This is a genomic window from Veillonella sp. AS16 (assembly GCF_000517785.1).
GTDB lineage: Bacteria > Bacillota > Negativicutes > Veillonellales > Veillonellaceae > Veillonella > Veillonella denticariosi.
The window spans coordinates 1-22,054 of record NZ_AZYX01000017.1 but is presented as its reverse complement, the minus strand read 5'-3'; the positions used below and the strand labels follow the sequence as shown (position 1 = coordinate 22,054).

Sequence of the window (22,054 nt, the reverse complement as noted above, 5' to 3'; positions counted from 1 at the left end):
TTGAGAGTAGTGTAATTCTGTAAACCTCTAAAACCAACGTCATTTGATTAGGCGTAAACTTCGTGTTTGAGAGTAGTGTAATTCTGTAAACCTCTAAAACATACGGACGGTTGGAATGAGGATATTTCTTGTTTGAGAGTAGTGTAATTCTGTAAACCTCTAAAACTGTCGTTCTCAGCCTCTTCGCATTGCACAGTTTGAGAGTAGTGTAATTCTGTAAACCTCTAAAACTCAACATCAACAAATTTCACATCTAGTTTCGTTTGAGAGTAGTGTAATTCTGTAAACCTCTAAAACATATAACAATTGATACTAAGGAAGTTCATTGTTTGAGAGTAGTGTAATTCTGTAAACCTCTAAAACCAACGTGTCTATGATGACTTTAAGGAACAGGTTTGAGAGTAGTGTAATTCTGTAAACCTCTAAAACCGTAAATACGTTGAGGCGACAAATTACGGTGTTTGAGAGTAGTGTAATTCTGTAAACCTCTAAAACAGCTCCTGTTACTGTAGGCGCTAAAAACAGAGTTTGAGAGTAGTGTAATTCTGTAAACCTCTAAAACTCGAACAAGACAATCGAACAATCAAGAGACGTTTGAGAGTAGTGTAATTCTGTAAACCTCTAAAACTTAACGAATGCACGTTACCGAATGAGTACAGTTTGAGAGTAGTGTAATTCTGTAAACCTCTAAAACAGAAATCAGGAGTGTGTATTGAACACATCTGTTTGAGAGTAGTGTAATTCTGTAAACCTCTAAAACCTCCGTTAATGTCTACAGCTTCATATTTAAGTTTGAGAGTAGTGTAATTCTGTAAACCTCTAAAACTCAGCTTCTAGTATGTTCCACGTACCGGTCGTTTGAGAGTAGTGTAATTCTGTAAACCTCTAAAACTGAGCATATTGATACCATGCTCAAAGTTTAGTTTGAGAGTAGTGTAATTCTGTAAACCTCTAAAACAAGTTCTCTAAGAACGTCGGAGCGGCCAAGGTTTGAGAGTAGTGTAATTCTGTGTCTTTGTATAGTGTTATTACTTGAGGTTTTATGTTCAATCTTAAACAAATAATTGGTAAGCTCGGTTTAACACTGATCTGGTTGTTAAATTTATATGCAATTATCGAGCTATGAACATGTGAAGGTTGCTTTTATAAAGGGTACTTTGAACTTTATGAAATTATATTATGGTATATACTTTTAGGAAATTTTATTATCGTACCATATTTGATTTTGTATTGGCGGACATTAAATCCTAATAAGAGACAACCTAAATATATCGATAAAATCAAGAAATTCTTAATTTTCTCTAATGAGGAAAAGACTGCGATATATGTGTTAAAAGTAGTGCTGAATTTTATTCTTCGTTTCTTAGGGTTAGTATGGTTAACAGGTACTATCATAGCTTTAGTCAGCTTTTTGATAGGATTATTGGGTTTTGCTTTTTTGGTGGTAATACCATTTTTATAGAGTTTTAACGTAATAGTTTACTTGTACATTTATATTACTTTTCATAGTGTTAACCCGCCCTAGTATCATCAACTCCATTACATTTATTACCTGTTAAATCTACCTCTTGATTTTCATTAACTTAGCAATTCATAGACAAATTTATTAAGCCAAATTAATAGGCACGTTCTTGTACGTATAGTATACTTATACCAACAAGACCGTGCTTATTATCATTTGAGAGGCATGTATAAAATTAAAAGGTATTGTGTCAGGTTTGGCGATGTCGATAGCTTTCACCATGGTCGGGTAGGCGATTTCGATGCAGGAACTGCAGTCGTCGCCGCAGTATAAGGTGATTCATGAAAGCAGGCCTGATATGCCGGGTGCTGATGAGCAGACTATGTGGTATTTTGATACGGGTACGCTGGGGGGTTCTGGAATATGCGCCGCCGGTGTACAAGATAAAGAGTCGATGCAGGCGACGAACGGCCAGAACGGGACCAAGCAGATAGCCGTGACTTAGTACGTGCTGATGCCTGCCGGCGATATGATTGAAGAAAAACTCCTATTGGTATGTTACCGATAGGAGTTTTTGTTTTATATCTTTAAGCTTTCATTTTATAGAGTTCATTCAATACATCTGTTTCAAAGAATTTCTTAATGTATGAGGAATACCTTAATGTATAAGGAATCCCTTGATGTATCATGATTGATACCAGGATTATTTTATGTTTAAATCCTCCGGAATCGCCGGTGGTGCCGCCGGTTTACCCATGGCTCTTTCAATACACACCACAGCCACAAAAACGATGAGGCTCACGACGGATCCGAATATGATGGACATGATGCCATATGGGTTGCCCACGAATTCCCAGTATACACCTGCGACGGAGCCGAGCACGATGGACCAGATGCCGGCGCCTGCCGTCGCGTTTTTCCATGTGAGTCCCAATAGGAACGCCGCGAACGGGCCTGCGGATCTCATGGTGAAAGCAAATACCAGCATCGGAATAATCGCTTTACTTACGAGGGAAATGATGATGGCGATGATGCCGAGCAGCAGTACGCACAGACGGCTGTACCTGGTGAGCTGAGCATCGGTGAGGCTTTTACCAAAGTGATGTTCCACGATATCCTTGGTGAATACCGTTGCCGCCCCCAACAGGTCGCCTGCCCCTGATGAGAGCGTCGCCGACACGACTGCAGCCATAACAAAGCCCGCCATGATCGGAGGCATCAGGTTCAGAGCCACCGTTGCCACCGCATTGTTGGCTTCGATATTCGGGAATTCCGCAAGCGCCACGAGGCCCAGGACGGCCGGCACAAAGGCGAACAGAGACATGATGATACCGCAGATGATCGAGCCGAGCACGGCGGTTCTTTCATCTTTGGCCGAGAAGTAGCGCTGCACCGATTCCTGACCCGTGGAGAATGTCATGAAGTACATGATGATGAGGCCGATGATGGTTTTCCATCCCACCTTGGTGAAACCCAGCTGTTCCGCCGGCAATTTGGCAACGACCGCATCCCAGCCGCCCACGTTATGCAGCACGAACGGCACCGCGATGGTGAACCCGCCCACGAGGACGAAGAAATGAATCACGTCCGTCATCGTTACGCTCCACATGCCGCCGGACATGGTGTAGATAACGAGCACCGCGCCGCAGATGAGGATGGCGAGTTCTGTTGAAAGCCCCGTGAGGACGCTGATGATTGTTGCGGTTGCCGTAATCTGTACGCCTGCAAGGGTAATCGTGGCCAGCATGGACAGAATGGACGTAATGAGATGGCTGGACGCACCGAATCGACGACCGATGATTTCCGGCACTGTCGTCGCCATGGCGCGCCGCAGGAGTGGTGCTATGAAAGCGACCAGAATAACGCCGATACCGGCGGAGACTACGTACCAGCCGGCGGATAAACCCCATGAACCGTAGGCCTTTGCCGCTACGCCGACGGTGCTCCCGCCACCGATCTCCGTTGCCGCTAACGTCCCTGCCGTCATAAGAACCCCGATACGACGACCGGCGAGCAGATAATCAGTGCTGTCTTTCACACGGATATGACAATACACACCGACCAACAAGTTCAGCAATAAATATAAACATACAATAATCCAAATAATCGTTAAAGATTCCATATGTCACCTCCAAAAACTAAACAGCCTTCAGAAATACATACTAAGTCGCCCTTACTACTTGCGGTGCATTGATCAAGTATAATTTAATTATCCGTGATAATGAAGGAAAATACAAAGAGGAGTTTTGAAGATGCGTGGAGAATACATACTGATAGAGGAAAAAATAGCCGGTACCTGCATAACAGATATCGGCTATTGGTTTATTCATATATTTCTATAATGCGCTGCTTATTGTATCGAGCATTAGTTCGTTTTATAATGAACTTAGGATAGTTGGACGGGGTTGGGCCTCTCTTCGTTTCTGAAGGGAGGGATAAGTCTATGAGCGATTATGAACTAATCATGCTCCTGCTTCAAGTGATGGCTGTGCTCATTGCTTTCGGAGCGCTAGTAGCACTTATTTGTCTTACTAAAGACAAATAGCCCTTCATTTCCACTAACCCGGAGATTAGTATAAAACGAAAAGGCCATTTCTCAAAATTTTATGTTTTCCGAGATGAGCCCGACGTAGCTACTCGTCCGACTATCTACTTATATTATAGAGATAAAGATTTATATCGTCAAATTGAGATGAACGACATTATAATAAATCTGTGTATAGTAAAACATTCTATTAGTTTATTCATATATTTCTATAATACGCTGCTTATTGTATCGAGCATTAGTTCGTTTTATAATGAACTTAAGATAGTTGGACGGGGTTGGGTCTCTCTTCGTTTCATGCTCCTGCTTCAAGTGATGGCTGTGCTCATTGCTTTCGGAGCGCTAGTAGCACTTATTTGTCTTACTAAAGACAAATAGCCCTTCATTACCTTGTGTAATTAGATAAATGAAAGGCCATTCTTCATGTTTAGATTTTTGAGATGTGCCTGACGTAGCTACTCGTCCGACTATCTACCTATATTATAGAGATAAAGATTTATATCGTCAAATTGAGATGAAAGAGAATATAGTTTATTTATAATCATGGGCAAGCATTTAGGTGCTGCCTTTTTATTTTGTTATTTATTATTGTTTTTGATGATGAAACCGTTTTTCTTATATTTACAATAATAGCCCTTATAAATTATAATTAAAAAGATTTAATGGTAATTTATAGTATGAATGAGAGAGGGTTCTTATGAAACGTGTGTGTAAAGCGAACTTATCATTAGCGATCGCCCTGACGATTGCTAGCTCTGTAATGCCTAATGTAATGGCAGAAGATACTCTTATTAGTGCCGTTAAGGGTGAGACCTTAAATTTGGGAAAGGTACAAGGGACACTGTATGGTATTGATGCAGATAATAAGAGTACTATTAATGCGGATTACGTTTCTGGTAGATTAACTGATGGACGAAAGACTGTCATTACTAGTCAAAATGGAAGTACCGTGAACATTAAAAATGGTGATCTTCAAGTTGGCAGTAGCAGTAATCCACTTGTCATTGCTAAAGGCGGTACAGTAAATCTCGGTGTAGATGGTAATAAGGGTAATTTTACTGGTCATGATATGTCCATTGAAGGTGATGTACGTATCGATGGTAGTGATACACATCCATCTGAAATTAATATCGGTGTAGATAGTGATGAAGTACTATGGACTGGTTTTGCTCTCAATTTAGCAGATAAAAATGCAAAGCAACCAAATCATATTAATGTATTCCTTGGTGACCGTGGTTATTGGGACCATATGTATCAAGGCGGTTTGAATGGTACTAGTTATAGCACAATGACAACTCCAAGCCGTGTACATCGTTTGGTCGGTTCAAAAAATCGTAATTTTGAATCCATAGTAACTCAAAGTGAGCATAATGAAATTCACATTGATAAATTAGAAGGTCATGTAAACTTTATTTATGATCCAAATGGTGAGTATGATGACAAAGAAGATCCAGATTACAAAGAGCGTAAAAATCTTGTAAATGGATTGACGCCAGAGTCCTTCTGGGGTGGCGATGTTCATATTACAAGTGCGGCACCTAATTCCGGTGCTCATATGTACACGAGTCGTAAGGGCTTAGACTTGTCTACTGAGGACAATGTAAATAAAGTTTTGGATAATTTGGCGCATAAGGTGTACTACCATAATTATGTAAATGGTGAAAGAAATCTTCAAGGCACGGTTGCTATTGCTTCTGAAGGTGCTGAATCCGCGCGTTTTAAAGTATTAACCGAAGGTCATGCTAAGGAAGGTGCTGTTACGTGGCAGGCGGATAAAAATGGTCAGGGTAAATATGAGTATGGTGAGGTGAAACCGACACCGCAACCGACTCCGAAGCCTGAGGTAAAACCGGCTCCGGTTCCAACGCCTAAGCCTGAGGTGAAACCAGCACCGCAACCGACTCCGAAGCCTGAGGTAAAACCGGCTCCGGCTCCAACGCCTAAACCGGAGGAGAAACCAGCACCGCAACCGGCTCCGAAGCCTGAGGTAAAACCGGCTCCGACTCCAACACCTAAGCCGGAGGAGAAACCGACACCGCAAGCAACTCCAAAAGCTGAGGAAAAACAAGCACCAGCTCTTGAGCGGAATCCTCAGATGCATGTCAATATGGGGGCATTTGATACGCCACATATGCGTGGCACTCGTTCCGCCATCATGAGTAATATTAATGGTTGGAGAACGTTGACAGATAATATGTATCGTTCACGCGTATTACAACAAGGCGAACCGACAGGTATTTGGGCTCGCGTTGGTGGCGGTAAATACAGCTTTAATGGAAATGGTGTCGACACAGATACAACTTATACACGTATTCAAGGTGGTTACGATGCGAAAACTGGCAGCGGATGGACCGTAGGTGGTCAAGTTTCCTATCTTCGTGGGAACGATGACTACGTATTTAACGGTTCTGGTAAGGAAAAAGCCTTCGCTGTTGGTGCGTATGGCTTGAAAGATCTTGGTAATAATCAATATATTCACATTGAGTCCCAAGTAGGTCGTGCATCTAACGATTTCACTGTTCGCAATGAAATCGGTGAAAAACTCTCTGGTGAGACTGAAGCCAATGCATACACAATCGGTGTACGCTATGGTAAAACCGTGAAACTTTCAAATGGTACATATATCGAACCACAAGCACAATTGAGCTATACTCACTTCGGTGGTGATAGCTTCAATGCTGGCAGTATGCATGTAGACCAAGCTGGTGTGAGCAGTACAGTAGGCGGTCTTGGCCTTGAAATCGGTAAACACTTCGGTGCAGGTAACCTATATACTCGTTTTGGTGTTAACCATGCATTCTCCGGTACAGTGAAAACTACGTATACAAGTGGTGCCACTACTAAATCTACTTCCGAGGACATTAAAGGTACTTGGACGGATTTAGCCTTTGGCGGTCGCTACGGTTTTAATGCAAATAACAGCATCTTTGCTGATATTAGTACAGGGCTATCTGGAGATTATAAGGCAGGTTGGTCTGTGAATGCAGGATTTACACATAAGTTCTAAGATAATTATTAATAGAGAATATTTCAAGATTGAACGTAGCTAAGATATTAAACCAATAATAGGATTAATAGCACGCCCGTTCATCTATGAAACAGTACAAAGCCGAGTTACTTGATTGTTAAACTGCCCTCCAAGAATTGGATACAATTTTTGGAGGGCAGTTCATATCTCGAGTATCCCGACTTTTCTGCCCCATTATGCGTACTTTCACATTATTTGGTATAATAGGGTCGTATCTCTAAAGTAAAGGAGGGATTCCCATGATACACAAATGTTTGTACGCCTTGGCGGCGCTGTTTGTAATTATCGGTGTTAATGCGACCTCTGTAGAGGCGCGTCACGATGTATATGCTACGACATATAACGGTAACAGCTGGTATGTGGATCAGGACTCCGTGAAGAAAATTGGTGACGTGGTGAATTTCACTGTATATACTACGGCAGGTCTCAGCTATCAGGTGAGCAGCGGCACCGAATATTACAATGCGGACGTATTCTATTACAATAATAAACTCGTATCCGATAATGGGCAGTCGTTGTGGAAATCGCCGGCTATGATGGCGGCTATGCGCGTTGCTCGTCGTTAATCGGTTTTCTGTGAAAGCTGATGTATATCGGTCTATAGAGTTATCCGAAACGGGTCTCTAACATTCAAACGGTACGACATGTAACATTAAATAGCTATAATTCTGCATAAATAGCTATAAAACTGCATATGAATAATCATAAAAAAGCTGTACATGCATAGATTGGACTGAACGCCTTTGATGGCAATATCGACATCAAAGGGGAGTTTAATCATCAACTATGTGTGTACAGCTTTTTTGTACTTATATACGGATTTTTAGTTATCTTTCTTGACAAATTTCAGGATAATTCCGCCCACGGTCGACGCAATGCCGAGGCCGAGACAGAACATGCCGATGGTGTGAATCAGAATAGATGTCTGGTTATTTTTGGAAATGGCTTGTGCCGCTTGTTGTGCACTGGTCGCATGTTTGGCGATTTCCAGGTTGTTCGCTGACGGATCAGGAATGACCAGCAAGATGACTACGGCTATGATTAAGGCTATGATGCCCATTGGCAATAATTTGTTCTTCATTGTAATTCTCCTCTCAGAATATACTTTTAACTGTTTATGGTTCAGTTTGTGTTACATCGGACGTATCCGTATGAATTCTCCGTGTAATATGTTTGTCATGTAGAAAATTTATTGTGACCGGATTTACTGTAACCGGATTATTTATCCAGTTTCGGAATGTCCAAATTGTTCATATCGCTGATGAAATCATTGTATTCAGAAATCATATTTTCGTAGTTTTTATCATCCCGGTTGCTCATGAAAGTACGGATTGCACCGATGGTTTGGTGTAATGACCGTTTTGTGGAATCGTATTCCGATTTGTTTACCGTATTGGCCAAGTCACTGATAGCTTGCAATTCCTGATTGATTGCATTGGCATCGATCGGTTTGTTGCTTTCAAGACCATCAATTATATCGGTAAGACGTAAATGAACCTCCTGAACGGCGGCGCCATTTTTCTGCCCCGCATCTTTCATTTCTTTCAGATGTTCCGTATTGTGTTTATGGATGACATCGTCCAATGCAGGGTATACGGCGTAGAATTGTTCATATAATTGAACATATTTAGCCCCTAACTGCTGTTCCTTGGCGTAATTGTCCGTCGTGTACGTTTTGGCATCGAAATAGGAGTCCAGTTCATCCGCTACCGGTACGATATCGTGCAATACGGCGAGCACCTTGTCGAGCGGTTCGTTCATGTCGTCATAAGGAACGCCGGCACTCTTCGCTTCCTGCAACGCTTCTTCCAATCGCTTGAAGTCCGGCGAACTGAAAGACGTTAAATGTTTACCGTTTTTCAAATCCTCCACAACCGGCGCATTCGCATAGGAGAATGTGAGACTGCGGCTGTTGAAATCACCGATAGCCTTAATGTACTGGTTAAACAACTCCACATCGTTCTGTTGCGCTTTTTGGGAACCTTGAGAAATCTGTTTCGTTACGTTGGACAGACCGCACCCTCCTAAGAACAACGGCGCCGCACAAGCGGACATACACAACACAGCAACTGTAATTCTTTTACCTAATGGATTCAAATAGACCCTCTCCTTTCAAGAATTCATTAAACGCTGTTTATATATCTTAATTATACACTTGTTACGGACTTTTAAGAAGAACTTATATATAAATAAAATGAAATCCATCTCTCTATATATGATCAGTATGATCCTTGCCTTAGCATTACCATTATAAAATACTATATGCTCGGTCCCGATTGCATGAGCAGCTGTATGGGCGTAACACACTGTATTGTATTGAAATGATACATCGTATTTGCATTGACAATCTTCTATATATTTGTATAAAATAAAAATAATTTCACGTATTTTTCATGATGAAAGCATGAATTGTCGGAGTGTATAATTCAGAGTGTGTAATTAAGTATTAAGTACATAATTAAGAACATGATTATTAAATAAGTGATTAAGTACGTAATGAGAAGTGTGTTTGTACGTAAGAGTGTGTAATGAAATATATAATTGTGTTGGTAGTGGCTTTTTGCATGTCCGTTATGTCCGTATCGGGGGAACAGTCGGACAGGACGGCGCAGTCTATGCAGGCGACCACGGTAAAACAAGTTCATAGTGAAAGCGGGGACGTATCGTCTGATGCTTCAGATACATCGGTAACTGCAAATGGGGCGATGAAGAGTCGTTCGAATTCCGAAATCAAATCCGAATCAACAGATGACCGAAAGGTTATCAAATCGGATGATACATTTCGCGTTAACTCTTCCCATACGCCGGATCATGTCATCGGTCAGGGCGGATTGGAGATGCCGGACTCAACGGATAAAAAGACGACCCGCTATTCCGATACGGATGCGGTCAACTCCGCGTTGCAGGCGGTGGTCATGACCGGTGTTCATTCCGCGATGCACGGATCGAAGGCGAAACCGTGGATGCAGAGAACTGTCCTGTCGTTGCACTTTCAGAAAAACTGGAAGCCCTTGTACGGTGTTGAAACCTTGCAGCCGCTAGGTCATTATGATGAGGCCGCCCGCCATGTGTGGTTCACGCAGGAGCGTTTGGCGAATGCGGCGGATACGGGGACGACGGCGAATGTAGGCGTCGGGTATCGTCGAATCTCGACGAATGATGACCATTATTACGGCGGTAATCTGTTTTATGACCATCGGTTCAGAGGTAATCACGGCCGTATGAGCGTCGGGTTGGAGTATGTGTCGGGTATCGGTGCGTTTCGCATGAACTGGTATCGCGGGGTGTCCGGCGAGCGTTCCCTTGACGGTGCGATGCGCTTGGAGGGCGTGTCTAACGGATATACTGCGGAATACGGGACCAGCTTTAAGAATGCCCGCTGGGCGCGCGTGTACATGGAGGCCTATCGTTGGCAGTTGCGGCGCGGTGCGGATAAGCACGGTTTGCGCATCGGTACGGAGATGCAGCTCACGCCGCGGGTTTCCGTAGATATGGGATACAACAAGCCGGAGCATAAGCACGGCAGTCCGTACGGCAAGATCATGTTCCGTCTGGCCGGCGTCGATACGGCGTGGTTCGGCGGCAACCATCGGTCGGATACGAATACATCGGTTCGCGTGAATATGCTGGAAAATGTGCGCCGCCAACATACGGTGCATGTTGATTAACCTGCAAGAGATAATAATATAAATATATCTATATAGAAATGATATGGTGAAAGCCGAGGTCTTAGGGCCTCGGCTTTCAGCTTTACTATATATATGCGATAGTTATTGTAAATGTAAATGTAAATGTAAATGTAAATGTAAATGTAAATGTAAATGTAAATGTATAGGTATAGGTATAGGTATATGTATTGTATATGTATATGCGTATGTGTATATGTATATGGTCTAACATGAAGTCTCATATGTAGTCTCATATATAGTCTAATATATGTATAGCATACATTTGTTATGTCCGGCCGTTTGAAGAAATTGTATGAAAATTAATAATTCATGAATATGAGACAATTTTTGTATATGTTCGTGTGGGACAATTTTGATCGAGTGGGACGTTCATCACTAAATCTAATGAGAATTTTATCGTATAAATGCCCGTAAAATGAAGATTCTTTATCCTAACTATTAAATTTATTAATTAAAAAATAAAAATGAAGAAAACATGAAAAAGTTGTTTACAAGATAGAATTTTTTTGATATTGTATAGTCTAGGGTGAGAGTAAGATGAATAATCGTTGAAAATACAATATTCGGATCGTAAATCTGAATATTATCGTTGTGTTGGAAGTGTAGATGATCACCCGTCTCTATCACTTCTTTTTTGTTATTTCAAATTATGTTTGCTGTGTGAGGAAATGCAGACGGATGATGTTTTTACCGAGAGATCGGTAGGAAAGGATTATTATGAATCGAATTTATAATGTTATTTGGAGTAAGGCAAAAAAGTGCTACGTTGTAGTATCTGAACTAGTAAAAACCGGTGGCGGCAAGGCTAAGTCCGTACATACCGGTAACGTTTGGGCACGCATGAGTGCGATTATGGCGGTATCCGCATTATTGATGGGTTGTAATATTTCTACTGTTAATGCGGCTAGTCATACTGCTATGATTATTGATGGTGTTAATGCTGGGTATGCTACTGCTAAAGCACAATCTAGTGAGGGCAGTTATTTATACAATTATCAAAATCCGGGGAATAACAGACCGTTTGATAATAGTAATGATAGCAGCAATTATACAACAAATATGTTTTCCGGTATTTCTATCGGTAGTATGACAAATATACGGGAAGGTAATACAAATTATTATTCCGGTTTGGCTATCGGTAACTATGCTCAGGCCACAGGGGGTATTTCCTTTGCATTAGGTCATTATGCGCAGGCGACAGCTCCTTCCGCCATGGCTCTCGGTACGGCGACAAAGGCGAGCGGATTCAACTCGTTGGCTATGATGCGTCAATCGGCGGCAGAGGGTGAGTTCTCCGCAGCCTTAGGTACGGTTGCCTGGGCGAAGGGGAACGGCAGCTTTGCAATGGGTTACTCCGCTACTGCGAAAGCGGATCAATCTATTGCAATCGGTGCGGCAGAAACAATAAAGTTACCTGGGCAGCAGGGTACACCAAGTGCACAATATAACGCCAATGGTAATACTGTAACAGAAGGTGTTCGTTCTCTTGCGTTCGGTACGAAGGCGAGAACATCCACCGCTGCATCTGACTCCATGGCATTCGGTTCTTCATCCAGTACCGGTGGTGCCAATGCGGTAGCTATGGGCTATAGCGCTAATGCTAGTGCAGAGAATGCGTTTGCCATCGGTAATACGGCACAATCATCCGCACAGAATGCGGTAGCGATGGGTAAGAGCGCTAATGCAAGCGGTGCAAACAGCTTTGCTATGGGTAATCAGGCTAAAACAACAGGTTCCGATGCTATCGCTATGGGCAGTACTGCTGAAGCGACTAAATCCAATTCCATCGCATTAGGCGGTAATGCGAAATCTTTAGGCGCTGATGCACTTGCTCTCGGCGGTGCAGCTAATGCCTCTAAAGATGGTGCTATTGCAATCGGTAAAGATGCAAAAGCAAACAATACTAATACGACAGCTATCGGCCTTGGTGCTACTGTTACAGGTACTAACTCCATGGCTATCGGTACAAATGCTAAGGCTGAGTCCAATAACTCTTTGGCATTGGGTGCCGGAACGGAAGTAAAAGGCACATTAGTCAATGGTTTTTCTGCTTTTACTAACGAACAAAATAACAATGTTGCAAATGGTGTAGTTGCGGTAGGTAACGTAGGTGCGGAACGCCGTATCATCAACGTAGCGGGCGGTGAAAACGATACCGATGCTGCAAACGTAAAACAATTGCGTTTTGTAAACAGCAACCTGGCACAATCCCTTGCAGGTCCTACGTATACGGGCTATGAAGCGAACGGTTCCACATATAAAGCGCCTGATTTTAATATCAAGAACAGCACATACCATACGGTAAAAGAAGCTGTTGAAGCGGCGCAGACGAATTTCTTCAGCGCTAAAGGCACATCCGCCGATGCGAACTATGATAATACAGGCGCTACAGGCAATAATGCGACAGCGGCCGGTGTACGCGCTTCCGCAGCAGGTGACTTCGCTACAGCTGTCGGTGCTGATGCGACTGCAGCTAATGCGAACAGTACTGCTATCGGTTATAAAGCTAAATCCGGCGTAGATGACGGCGTTGCATTGGGTGCGAATTCCGTTGCTTCCGTTGCGGCAGGTAAAGCAGGTTATAATGTTAAAACTGCAGACAGCCGGACAAACGGCTATAGCGGATTGACAGGCGCTGCGTTGACATCCACTATGGGTGCGGTGTCCGTAGGTGACGGCGGTACGAAAACTCGTCAAATCACGAACGTGGCTGCAGGTACAGCTGATTCCGATGCTGTTAACGTGGCACAATTGCGCAATGTTAATTTGAAAGTAGCCGGCAATACCGGTAAAAACGACGTTTTATTGGACAACCAGACATTGACTGTAAAAGGCGACGGTTCGTATGTTACGACATCTGTTAACAACCAGACAATCGATGTGACGTTGACTGATGCTACTAAGAACAAGATTGACAATGCGGCAAATAAAGACTTGTCCAACATTACGGACGGCGGTAAATCCGTTATTCGTGATGAAGCGCAAAAAGCGGTAAAGGTTGTTGCCGGTAAAAACACGACTGTTACAGAAGGTACGGACGGCACATATAAAACATATAAGGTTGACGTAGACGCTCCTGACTATCAATTAGTTGAAAACAGCGATGCGGCTGATAAAGCTTACACTGTATCCGGTAACAAGGTTGACTTGACTGTACAGGATTCTAAAAATCCTGCGAATAAAAAAACGGTAACGATTAAAGACATCGCTTCAAAAACAGAGCTTGATAAGGCAAAAGATCGCTCCGTAAAATACGACGGTGATACCGACAAAGATACAGTAACTTTGGAAGGCGCTAACGGTACAAAGATTACCAACTTGAAAGACGGTAATGTAGCAGCGGGCTCCAAAGATGCTGTCAACGGCGGTCAATTACATGACGCTAAAAATGAAATTATTAATAAAGGCTTGAAATTCGATGCTGATAACGGCGGCGAAAAAACAAATAAATTAGGTTCCAAGGTAACAGTAGCCGGTGACGGTACTAACATCAACACTACGATTACACAGGCCGGTGACGATACAACGATTAAGGTTGCATTGGGTCAGGATATCAGCGTTAATACGGTAACCGCTGCTAAGACCGTGAAAGCAGGTACTGCTACAATGGGTAACCAATCTGTAACAGATAACAAAAGTGCTGTTCAGAACGGTAACTTTGTATCCGGTTTGGACAATAAAAATTGGACGTTAACTGATCCTGCCTATGTATCCGGTCGTGCGGCAACGGAAGATCAACTTAAGATTGTGAGCGATGCTGTGAAAGCGGCTAACGCAAGTGCTTCTGATTATCGTTTAATCGCTAATCCGAACAATGCGGCAGACGGCTCTTATAAAGTTGATAACAATAAAGTTGATTTACAAGTGAAGGACGATAAATCCGGTACAGTTAATACTGTGACAATTAAGGATATTGCGTCCAAAACTGAACTTGATAAGGTAAAAGATCGTTCCGTAAAATACGACGGTGATACCGACAAAGATACGGTAACTTTAGAAGGTCCTAACGGTACAAAGATTACCAACTTGAAAGACGGTAATGTAGCACCGGGCTCTAAAGATGCTGTCAACGGCGGTCAATTACATCAAGTTAAACAGGATCTTGGCGACCAAATCACAAATACCAAGAATGATTTAAATAATAAGATTGATACAACTAAACAAGATCTTATCGACAAAGGTTTGAAATTCGATGCTAACAACGGTGGCGAAAAAACAAATAAATTGGGCTCCAAAGTAGCAGTTAAAGGGGATAACTCCAATATCATTACGGAAATCTCTCAAGACGCTAACGGCGACAGCACAATTGATGTGAAACTCGGAAAAGACCTCAATGTAGAAACGATTACGGCTACCGGTGCAAACGGTAAAGACGGTAAAATCGGCATCAACGGTAAAGACGGTGTAACAACTAACATTTCCGTTACTCGTGACGGTCAACCCGGTGTAGACGGTGCTCCTGGCACGACTACAACACGTATTACGTACCAGAAACCTGATGGCTCCAACGAAGAAGTGGCAACCTTGAACGACGGCCTTAAATTCAAAGGCGACATGGGTGCTACATCTAATGTTAAGCTCAACAAACAAGTGGACATCAACGGTGGCGTAACAAGCGCTTCCGATCTTGCGACAGGTAATAATATCGGTGTTACATCTGCGGCTGTCGGCGCTGATGGCAATGCAAAATTACAATTGCAGTTGGCGAAAAACTTGACCGGTTTGCAATCCGTAACGGCATCCGACACTGTGAAAGCAGGCACTGCTACTGTAGGTAATCATACGGCAGCGGATAACAAAGGTGCTAACCAAACCGGTAACTATGTAACAGGATTAGATAACACATCCTGGAATATTGCGGATCCTGTATATGTACCAAACCGTGCGGCTACTGAAGAACAGTTGAAAACGGTTAGCGATGCTTTGAAAGCGTCTAATGCAAGTGCTACAGATTACCGCTTAATTGCTAATCCGGACAATGCACAAGACGGTTCCTATAAGGTTGACAACAATCAAGTTGACTTGAAGGTAAAAGACGAAAAATCCAGTGATGTTAAAACTGTAACAATTAAGGATATTGCGTCCAAAACTGAACTGGATAAGGTAAAAGACCGCTCCGTAAAATATGACGGTAACACAGGCCATGATACAGTAACATTGGAAGGCCCGGACGGTACAAAAATTACCAACTTGAAAGACGGTAATGTAGCGGCCGGCTCCAAAGATGCTGTCAACGGCGGTCAATTACATCAAGTTAAACAAGACCTTGGTGATCAAATTACGAATACTAAGAATGACTTGATCAATACGGGCCTCAAATTCGATGCCAATGTAGGCGGCGTACAAACTAACAAATTAGGCTCTACCGTGACTATTCAAGGTGAAGGTAAAGCTGACGATGCTGAATACAGCGGTGAAAACCTCAAAACTTTCATCAAACAGGATGCGGCGACAGGCAATACGACTATTGACGTGAAGATGAATAAAAATCTTATCGCTGATACTATTAAGGTTAATAAAAACGGTAAAGACGGTAAGGACGGCGTAACGATTACAGGTCCTACAGGCGCAGCCGGTCAAGATGGCAATAATGGTAAAGTAGGCATCACAGGTGCTGACGGTAAGGATGCTGTATCCATGTCCGGTAAAGACGGCGTAGGCCACATCGGTTTGACAGGCCCTGCCGGAACGAACGGCGTTGACGGTTCTAACGGTATCGACTTGTCCGTGAAACCTGGTTACGACGATCCTGCGACAGGCGTTAAGGGTGAAAAAGGCGTTGACGGTACAAACGGTCTTACACGTATCGTTTACAAAGACGGTAACGGTGAACACCAGGTAGCGACTATGGAGGACGGTTTACAATTCACAGGTAACAACACAGGTACTGTGAATAAACAAAAATTGAACTCCTTGGTGAAAGTACAGGGTGAAGGCGTAACTGAAGCTGAATCTGCTGCGTTCAAGAGCGCATCCGGCAACATCAACGTAAAAGCTAACGGTACTGATACATTAGAGCTTCAATTGGCGAAAGACCTTAAAAATCTTGATTCCGTAACGGCGGCTAAGACTGTGAAAGCAGGCGACGCTACTATGGGTAATCAAACTGTCAATAACGCAGCCGGCGACAGCGAAACAGGCAACTATGTAACAGGTCTTGATAACAAAGATTGGGATGCAGATAAGATCGTATCCGGTCGTGCGGCGACGGAAGATCAGTTGAAAAAAGCGTTGGATGCACAAAGTGCTAACTCCACTGATTATCGCTTGATCAAAAATCAGGCGGCAGGCTCCAATGGAGACTACACTGTGGATGATAACGGCGATGTGGCGTTGACTGTACAGGATAAGAATCATCCGGATCAAACGGAAAACGTAACGATTAAAGACGTTGCTTCTAAATCCAAACTTGATAAATTGGATGACCGCGCTGTTAAATATGATTTGGATCCTAACGGAACACCTGATAAATCCAAGGTAACTTACGAAGGTCCTGCATATAACAATAAACAAGGCGGCACTCACGTAACGAATGTGGCGTATGCTACAGGCAACGACGGCAGCGAAGCGGTTAATGTGGACTATTTGAATGATAAAATCAAGGATAATGCGGATGCATTGACTAATAAAGGTTTGAAATTCGATGCTAACCAAGGCGGCGAAAAAACCAACAAACTTGGCTCCAAAGTGACTATTAAAGGTGAAGGCACTGCAGCTGACGATGATTACAGCGGTGAAAACCTTAAAACTTTCATCACACAAGACCCAGCATCTGGTGATACAACTATCAATGTGAAGATGAATAAAAACCTTAAAGCTGAATCCGTGAAGGTCGGCAAAGACGGTAAGGACGGTGTGTCCATTACAGGTCCTGATGCAGATAACGGTACAGACGGCAAGGTAGCTGTTACCGGTAAGGACGGCAAAGATGCTGTATCCATGTCCGGTAAAGACGGCGTAGGCCACATCGGTCTCAACGGTAAAGACGGCCGCAGCGCTGACATTTCCGTTGAAAAAGGTGATCCGGACCTTAACGGTAACGAAATCACCCGTATCAAATACACTGATGAAAACGGTAAGACACATCAAGTGGCAACCAAAGATGACGGTATGGCATACGGCGGTGACTCCGGCGACGTTATCAAGAAGAAACTTAACACACAAGTAAATGTTAAGGGCGGCGTAACGGATAAATCCAAACTTTCCAACGACGACAACATCGGTGTTGTATCCGACGGCACAGACACATTGATGCTTCGTTTGGCAAAAGACCTTAAAGGTCTAAATTCCATTACTTTCAACAACGGTGCAAACGGTGCAAACGGTAAAACTGTTGTGAACGGCGAAGGCATGACCATCAACGATAAAGACGGTAATCCGTTGACATCCGTTACGAAAGACGGAGTTAAGATCACCGACGGTCCATCCATGACGAAGGACGGCATCGATGCAGCTGGCAAGAAGGTTACGAACGTAGCTGACGGTAATGTTGCTAAAGACAGCAAGGACGCTGTCAACGGCGGTCAATTGCATGATGCTGTTGAAAGTCTTAAAACTAAAGGCTTCGGTCTTGAAGCGGAAGACGGTCAGTCCGTGAAGAAACCGCTTGGTGAAACTGTTAAAGTTAAAGGTGATGAGAAGAATATCAAAACATCCGTAGACGGCGGCGCTGTCAAGGTGGAATTGAAAAAAGACATCACTGTAGACACTGTAACGGCTAATACTGTAACAACAGGCGACACTAAGATGGATACAAACGGCGTTACTGTTAAGGACGGCGCTAATGAAGCGACTAAGTTGACGAAAGACGGCTTGCAGATCAATGATGGCGGCAATAAAGCTGTTACTGTCAACAAAGACGGTTTAACTATCGAAAACGGTCCTAAGGTAACGAAAGACGGTATCGATGCAGCTGATAAGAAGATCACTAATGTGGCTGACGGCACTATTGGCGCTGGTAGCAAGGACGCTGTCAACGGCGGTCAATTGCATACAGCTATTGAAGACATCAAAACTACAGGCTTCGGTCTTAAAGCGGAAGACGGTAACTTCGTGAAGAAACCTCTTGGCGAGACAATCGACCTGAAAGGTGACGGCAATATCAAAACTTCCGTGGACAACGGCGCTATCAAGATGGCATTAAATGACAAGATCACTCTTGGTCAGGATCCGGCAAAACAAGTTAACATCGACGGTTCTGCAGGTACGATTACAGCCGGCAATGGCGGTAATCAAGTTAAGATTGACGGCAATGACGGTTCCGTAACGGCAAACACCGTGAAAGCCGGCGACGTAGTCGTAGGTAAACAGACTTCCGGCGGTAAAGACGGCAACTTCGTAACCGGTTTGGATAATAAAACTTGGGATCCTGAAAACCCTGTAGCAGTTCCTGGTCGTGCGGCGACAGAAGACCAATTGAAAGCTGTCAATGACGATTTCAATAACAAGGCTAGAACAGGCCGCGTATTCCAAGGTGACCAACCTGGTGATGACGGTAAGGTAGTTCGCGGTTTAGGCGACACTATGAACCTCAAAGGCGGTGCCGATGTGAACCGCTTGGCGGATAACAATATCGGTGTTGTGAAAAACTCCGCCGGCGACGGCTACAACATCAAGTTGGCTAAAGACTTGAAAGGTCTTGAATCCGTAACGACTACGGACGCTGACGGTAACACGACTGTTATGAACGGTGGCGGCATGACGATTACACCTGCTCAAGGTAATGCTGTAAGCCTTACTAAAGACGGCCTTGATAACGGCGGTAACAGAATTACTAATGTTGGTCCTGGCGTGGACGGTACTGATGCGGTTAACGTAAATCAATTGAGCAGCGCTATGCGTAGCGTGGATGGTAAGATTGCCGATGTAGGTGCTGCAAGTGCGGCAATCTCCGGCCTCAAACCGTTACAATACGATCCGTTGGAACCGACTCAGGTATTGGCTGCTGTAGGTCACTACAAAGGCAGCACCGCTGCGGCTGTAGGCGTGGCACACTATACTAACGAGTCCACAATGTTCCATATGGGCGTATCTCTCGGCGGTCATGACAACATGGTTAATGCGGGCGTATCCTATAAATTCGGTACTTCCGATGCTAAGAAAGCCGTTCCTGCACGTTATAAAGCCGGCCCTATCAGCTCCGCATATGTATTGCAGGATGAAGTGACTGCGTTGAAAGCCGAAAATGAACGTATGAAACAACATGACTTGGAGTTAACTGCTAAATACGATCAGGTACAACGCGATAATGAAGAAATGAAGGCTCAAATTGCATTGTTGATGCAACAAGCAGGTCTTACAAAATAATCGAATTTGAATATTTGAGTTCTTAACCACTCATGTAAGGATTGTGAAAGCCGCCCTTCGGGGGCGGCTCATCATAAGGAGGATGTATGAAGTTCAAAAAATTTATGCCTGTATTGGCGCTTGCTTGTGTATGTGCGGTAGGTCAGGCGGATGCGGCTCAAGATCGATTGATGATGCCGGAACAACCGGCTGAACAGTTAAACGTGATTGAAGCGGAAGTCGCAGTTCCTGTACCTAGCGAAGAAGTTCGCAATGTTGTGAATGCTTTCACACAATTTCAATTGGACCAGAAGGGCAAACGCATCATGGATGATACGCGCGTTATGAAGGGGCAGGAACGGTACCGTAATAATGTATTATATTATATGAACGTTCGCCGCAGCTGGTACATCGTGAGTCATCGTTACAAAAACGACAGCTATGCGCGCTTGGCGTTAGACCGTCTGTATAATGATTACAAGCAGTTCTTTACGGACCATGCGACGGTATCTGAAGACGGCAAGTTGGATTACGCACAACAAATCATCGATATCTTAGATCGTAACACGGCTAATATCCATGATAATGAATTGCGTTTCTACATGAATGAAATGGTGATTTTCAGCTTGAATGAAGCCATGAAAGATGGCAATAATCGCGTGAAACCTGTGGATGAACAGGCGGCTCCTGAATTGGAAGACGCTCATGTAGTTGACTTTCGTGCTGCGATTAATGCACCGACAATTCAATAGAATAATTTAATAGAATATATAAGAATATCGAGGACTGTCTGAGTAACGGTACTTCGATATTTTTTATATATCGAAAAAATTGATAATCTAAACGCGTGTTTTTGTGAAAATAAAATGAAAAAAATTTTACTTTTCCAGTAAAATGTGATATTTTAGTTATGTGATTTTAAGAAAATCGATGTAGTCTCAGTGATTATTGATTTGTTACTATAATTTTTATGTAAGTGGATATAGTTAGTTTGATTTAAAGGAGTAAGATTAATGAATCGAGTATTTAAAGTGATTTGGAATCGCACAAAGGGCTGCTATGTTGTTGTGGCGGAAACAGCAAAGAACATGACGAAACGATCCTCGTTGTCGGTTGTATTCTCTAAAATGGTAGGTGTTACAGCAGTTGCCGTTATGTTGACGGGCGTTATGATGCCTACGGATGCTTTGGGGGCACCTATTACAAGAGGTAACGGTGCGACAGCTGAAAATGATGGAGGTATTGCGATCGGTGATAGTACAAATGCCCGTGGTGATTATAGTGTGGCTATGGGTACAGACGCTACTGTTGGTAAAAATGATCCGTCCGAATCTGAAAGCCAGAACGGTATCGCTATCGGTCATGGTGCCACAGTAAGTGTTAACCCTGCTACGGCAACACCGGGCATCACGGATAAGAGCGGTGGTATCGCCATCGGTCATAGTGCGGAAACAAGAGATATTAACACAATTGCTATCGGTACGGGGACATTAGGACAAGGTGCACAAGCTGTGGCTATCGGTCGTAATGCGAATACTATTGCTAATAATGGTGTAGCTATTGGTAATGAAGCAAAAGTACAATCTACGAATGGATTTGCATTAGGGAATAATGCACGTGCAGGTTATGATGAAAATAATCAACTGATAGGCCTTGATAATGACCAGGCTTTCGGTTCCAATGCACGTGCTTATGGTGGATCCTCTATGGCGTTCGGTAATAATGCGAAGGCATCCAAAGGTGGCGCTATTGCCATGGGTAATGGTTCTCAATCTCGTGGTGAGTGGGGCGTAGCCATCGGTAATGGTGCAAACGCATTGGCACAAGGTTCTCGTGCTATTGGTGCAAACTCTATAGCTAAAGGTGTTAATGCCGCTGCTATGGGGTGGGACAGTGAAGCCAGCGGAGCGTCTTCCATTGCTATCGGTGAAACGGCAATGTCGACAGATGAAAATGCTATTTCTATAGGGACAAAAGCTAAGGCCACTAAGCAAGATGCTATCGCTATCGGTAATGGATCGGAATCGAACGGTACAAGTTCCGCT

At 43.5% G+C, this 22,054-nt stretch carries 10 protein-coding genes and 1 CRISPR repeat array (1 of these 11 cut by a window edge); of the genes, 7 read left to right on the top strand and 3 right to left on the bottom strand.

The window, feature by feature from the left end; translation table 11 throughout:
- Nucleotides 1–1,024: direct repeats of the CRISPR family, unit length 36 nt; unit sequence GTTTGAGAGTAGTGTAATTCTGTAAACCTCTAAAAC (it extends 200 nt beyond the left edge of the window).
- A 739-nt stretch (nt 1,025–1,763) separates the two neighbouring features.
- On the top strand, nt 1,764–1,967 hold the full coding sequence (locus HMPREF1521_RS05395) for a hypothetical protein (RefSeq protein ID WP_051435760.1): 204 nt from the start codon (nt 1,764–1,766) through the stop codon (nt 1,965–1,967).
- Nucleotides 1,968–2,165: 198 nt separating this feature from the next.
- Here HMPREF1521_RS05395 and HMPREF1521_RS05390 read toward each other — a convergent pair whose 3' ends face one another.
- Nucleotides 2,166–3,584 carry a sodium:solute symporter gene (locus HMPREF1521_RS05390; protein WP_038116832.1) on the bottom strand — a complete coding sequence of 473 codons (1,419 nt, stop codon included), beginning with the start codon at nt 3,582–3,584 and terminating at the stop codon, nt 2,166–2,168.
- Between the two features lie 1,120 nt (nt 3,585–4,704).
- On the opposite strand from HMPREF1521_RS05390, the gene HMPREF1521_RS05385 reads away from it, so the two are divergent.
- A complete protein-coding gene (locus tag HMPREF1521_RS05385; protein WP_038116831.1) occupies nt 4,705–7,014 on the top strand; it encodes an autotransporter outer membrane beta-barrel domain-containing protein in 2,310 nt (769 codons plus the stop codon).
- Nucleotides 7,015–7,274: 260 nt separating this feature from the next.
- Nucleotides 7,275–7,601 carry a Tat pathway signal protein gene (locus HMPREF1521_RS05380; RefSeq protein ID WP_232203193.1) on the top strand — a complete coding sequence of 109 codons (327 nt, stop codon included), beginning with the start codon at nt 7,275–7,277 and terminating at the stop codon, nt 7,599–7,601.
- A gap of 257 nt (nt 7,602–7,858) precedes the next feature.
- Here the strand turns inward: HMPREF1521_RS05380 and HMPREF1521_RS05375 are convergent, their stop codons facing one another.
- Complete coding sequence (locus HMPREF1521_RS05375; protein ID WP_038116830.1) at nt 7,859–8,116, bottom strand: hypothetical protein; 258 nt, start codon at nt 8,114–8,116, stop codon at nt 7,859–7,861.
- 137 nt (nt 8,117–8,253) lie between these two features.
- Nucleotides 8,254–9,132, bottom strand: coding sequence for a DUF3829 domain-containing protein (locus tag HMPREF1521_RS05370; RefSeq protein WP_038116829.1), 879 nt, complete (start codon nt 9,130–9,132; stop codon nt 8,254–8,256).
- A gap of 431 nt (nt 9,133–9,563) precedes the next feature.
- On the opposite strand from HMPREF1521_RS05370, the gene HMPREF1521_RS05365 reads away from it, so the two are divergent.
- The 4 genes from HMPREF1521_RS05365 to HMPREF1521_RS05350 all read left to right on the top strand — a co-directional run.
- Nucleotides 9,564–10,703, top strand: a complete 1,140-nt coding sequence (locus HMPREF1521_RS05365; protein WP_038116827.1) for an inverse autotransporter beta-barrel domain-containing protein — start codon at nt 9,564–9,566, stop codon at nt 10,701–10,703.
- 738 nt (nt 10,704–11,441) lie between these two features.
- The gene (locus HMPREF1521_RS05360; protein WP_038116822.1) at nt 11,442–20,030 is read left to right on the top strand and encodes a YadA-like family protein; all 8,589 of its coding nucleotides are present in this window, start codon (nt 11,442–11,444) and stop codon (nt 20,028–20,030) included.
- A gap of 86 nt (nt 20,031–20,116) precedes the next feature.
- Nucleotides 20,117–20,761, top strand: coding sequence for a hypothetical protein (locus HMPREF1521_RS05355; RefSeq protein ID WP_038116820.1), 645 nt, complete (start codon nt 20,117–20,119; stop codon nt 20,759–20,761).
- 261 nt (nt 20,762–21,022) lie between these two features.
- On the top strand, nt 21,023–22,054 hold a 1,032-nt coding region (locus HMPREF1521_RS05350; RefSeq protein ID WP_038116818.1), incomplete at its 3' end, for an ESPR-type extended signal peptide-containing protein.

What these genes read in the sequence shown, in the direction of transcription:
- HMPREF1521_RS05395 (WP_051435760.1), top strand. Translation starts at nt 1,764, where the DNA reads ATGCAGGAACTGCAGTCGTCGCCGCAGTATAAGGTGATTCATGAAAGC.
- HMPREF1521_RS05390 (WP_038116832.1), bottom strand. Translation starts at nt 3,584, where the DNA reads ATGGAATCTTTAACGATTATTTGGATTATTGTATGTTTATATTTATTG.
- HMPREF1521_RS05385 (WP_038116831.1), top strand. Translation starts at nt 4,705, where the DNA reads ATGAAACGTGTGTGTAAAGCGAACTTATCATTAGCGATCGCCCTGACG.
- HMPREF1521_RS05380 (WP_232203193.1), top strand. Translation starts at nt 7,275, where the DNA reads ATGATACACAAATGTTTGTACGCCTTGGCGGCGCTGTTTGTAATTATC.
- HMPREF1521_RS05375 (WP_038116830.1), bottom strand. Translation starts at nt 8,116, where the DNA reads ATGAAGAACAAATTATTGCCAATGGGCATCATAGCCTTAATCATAGCC.
- HMPREF1521_RS05365 (WP_038116827.1), top strand. Translation starts at nt 9,564, where the DNA reads ATGAAATATATAATTGTGTTGGTAGTGGCTTTTTGCATGTCCGTTATG.
- HMPREF1521_RS05360 (WP_038116822.1), top strand. Translation starts at nt 11,442, where the DNA reads ATGAATCGAATTTATAATGTTATTTGGAGTAAGGCAAAAAAGTGCTAC.
- HMPREF1521_RS05355 (WP_038116820.1), top strand. Translation starts at nt 20,117, where the DNA reads ATGAAGTTCAAAAAATTTATGCCTGTATTGGCGCTTGCTTGTGTATGT.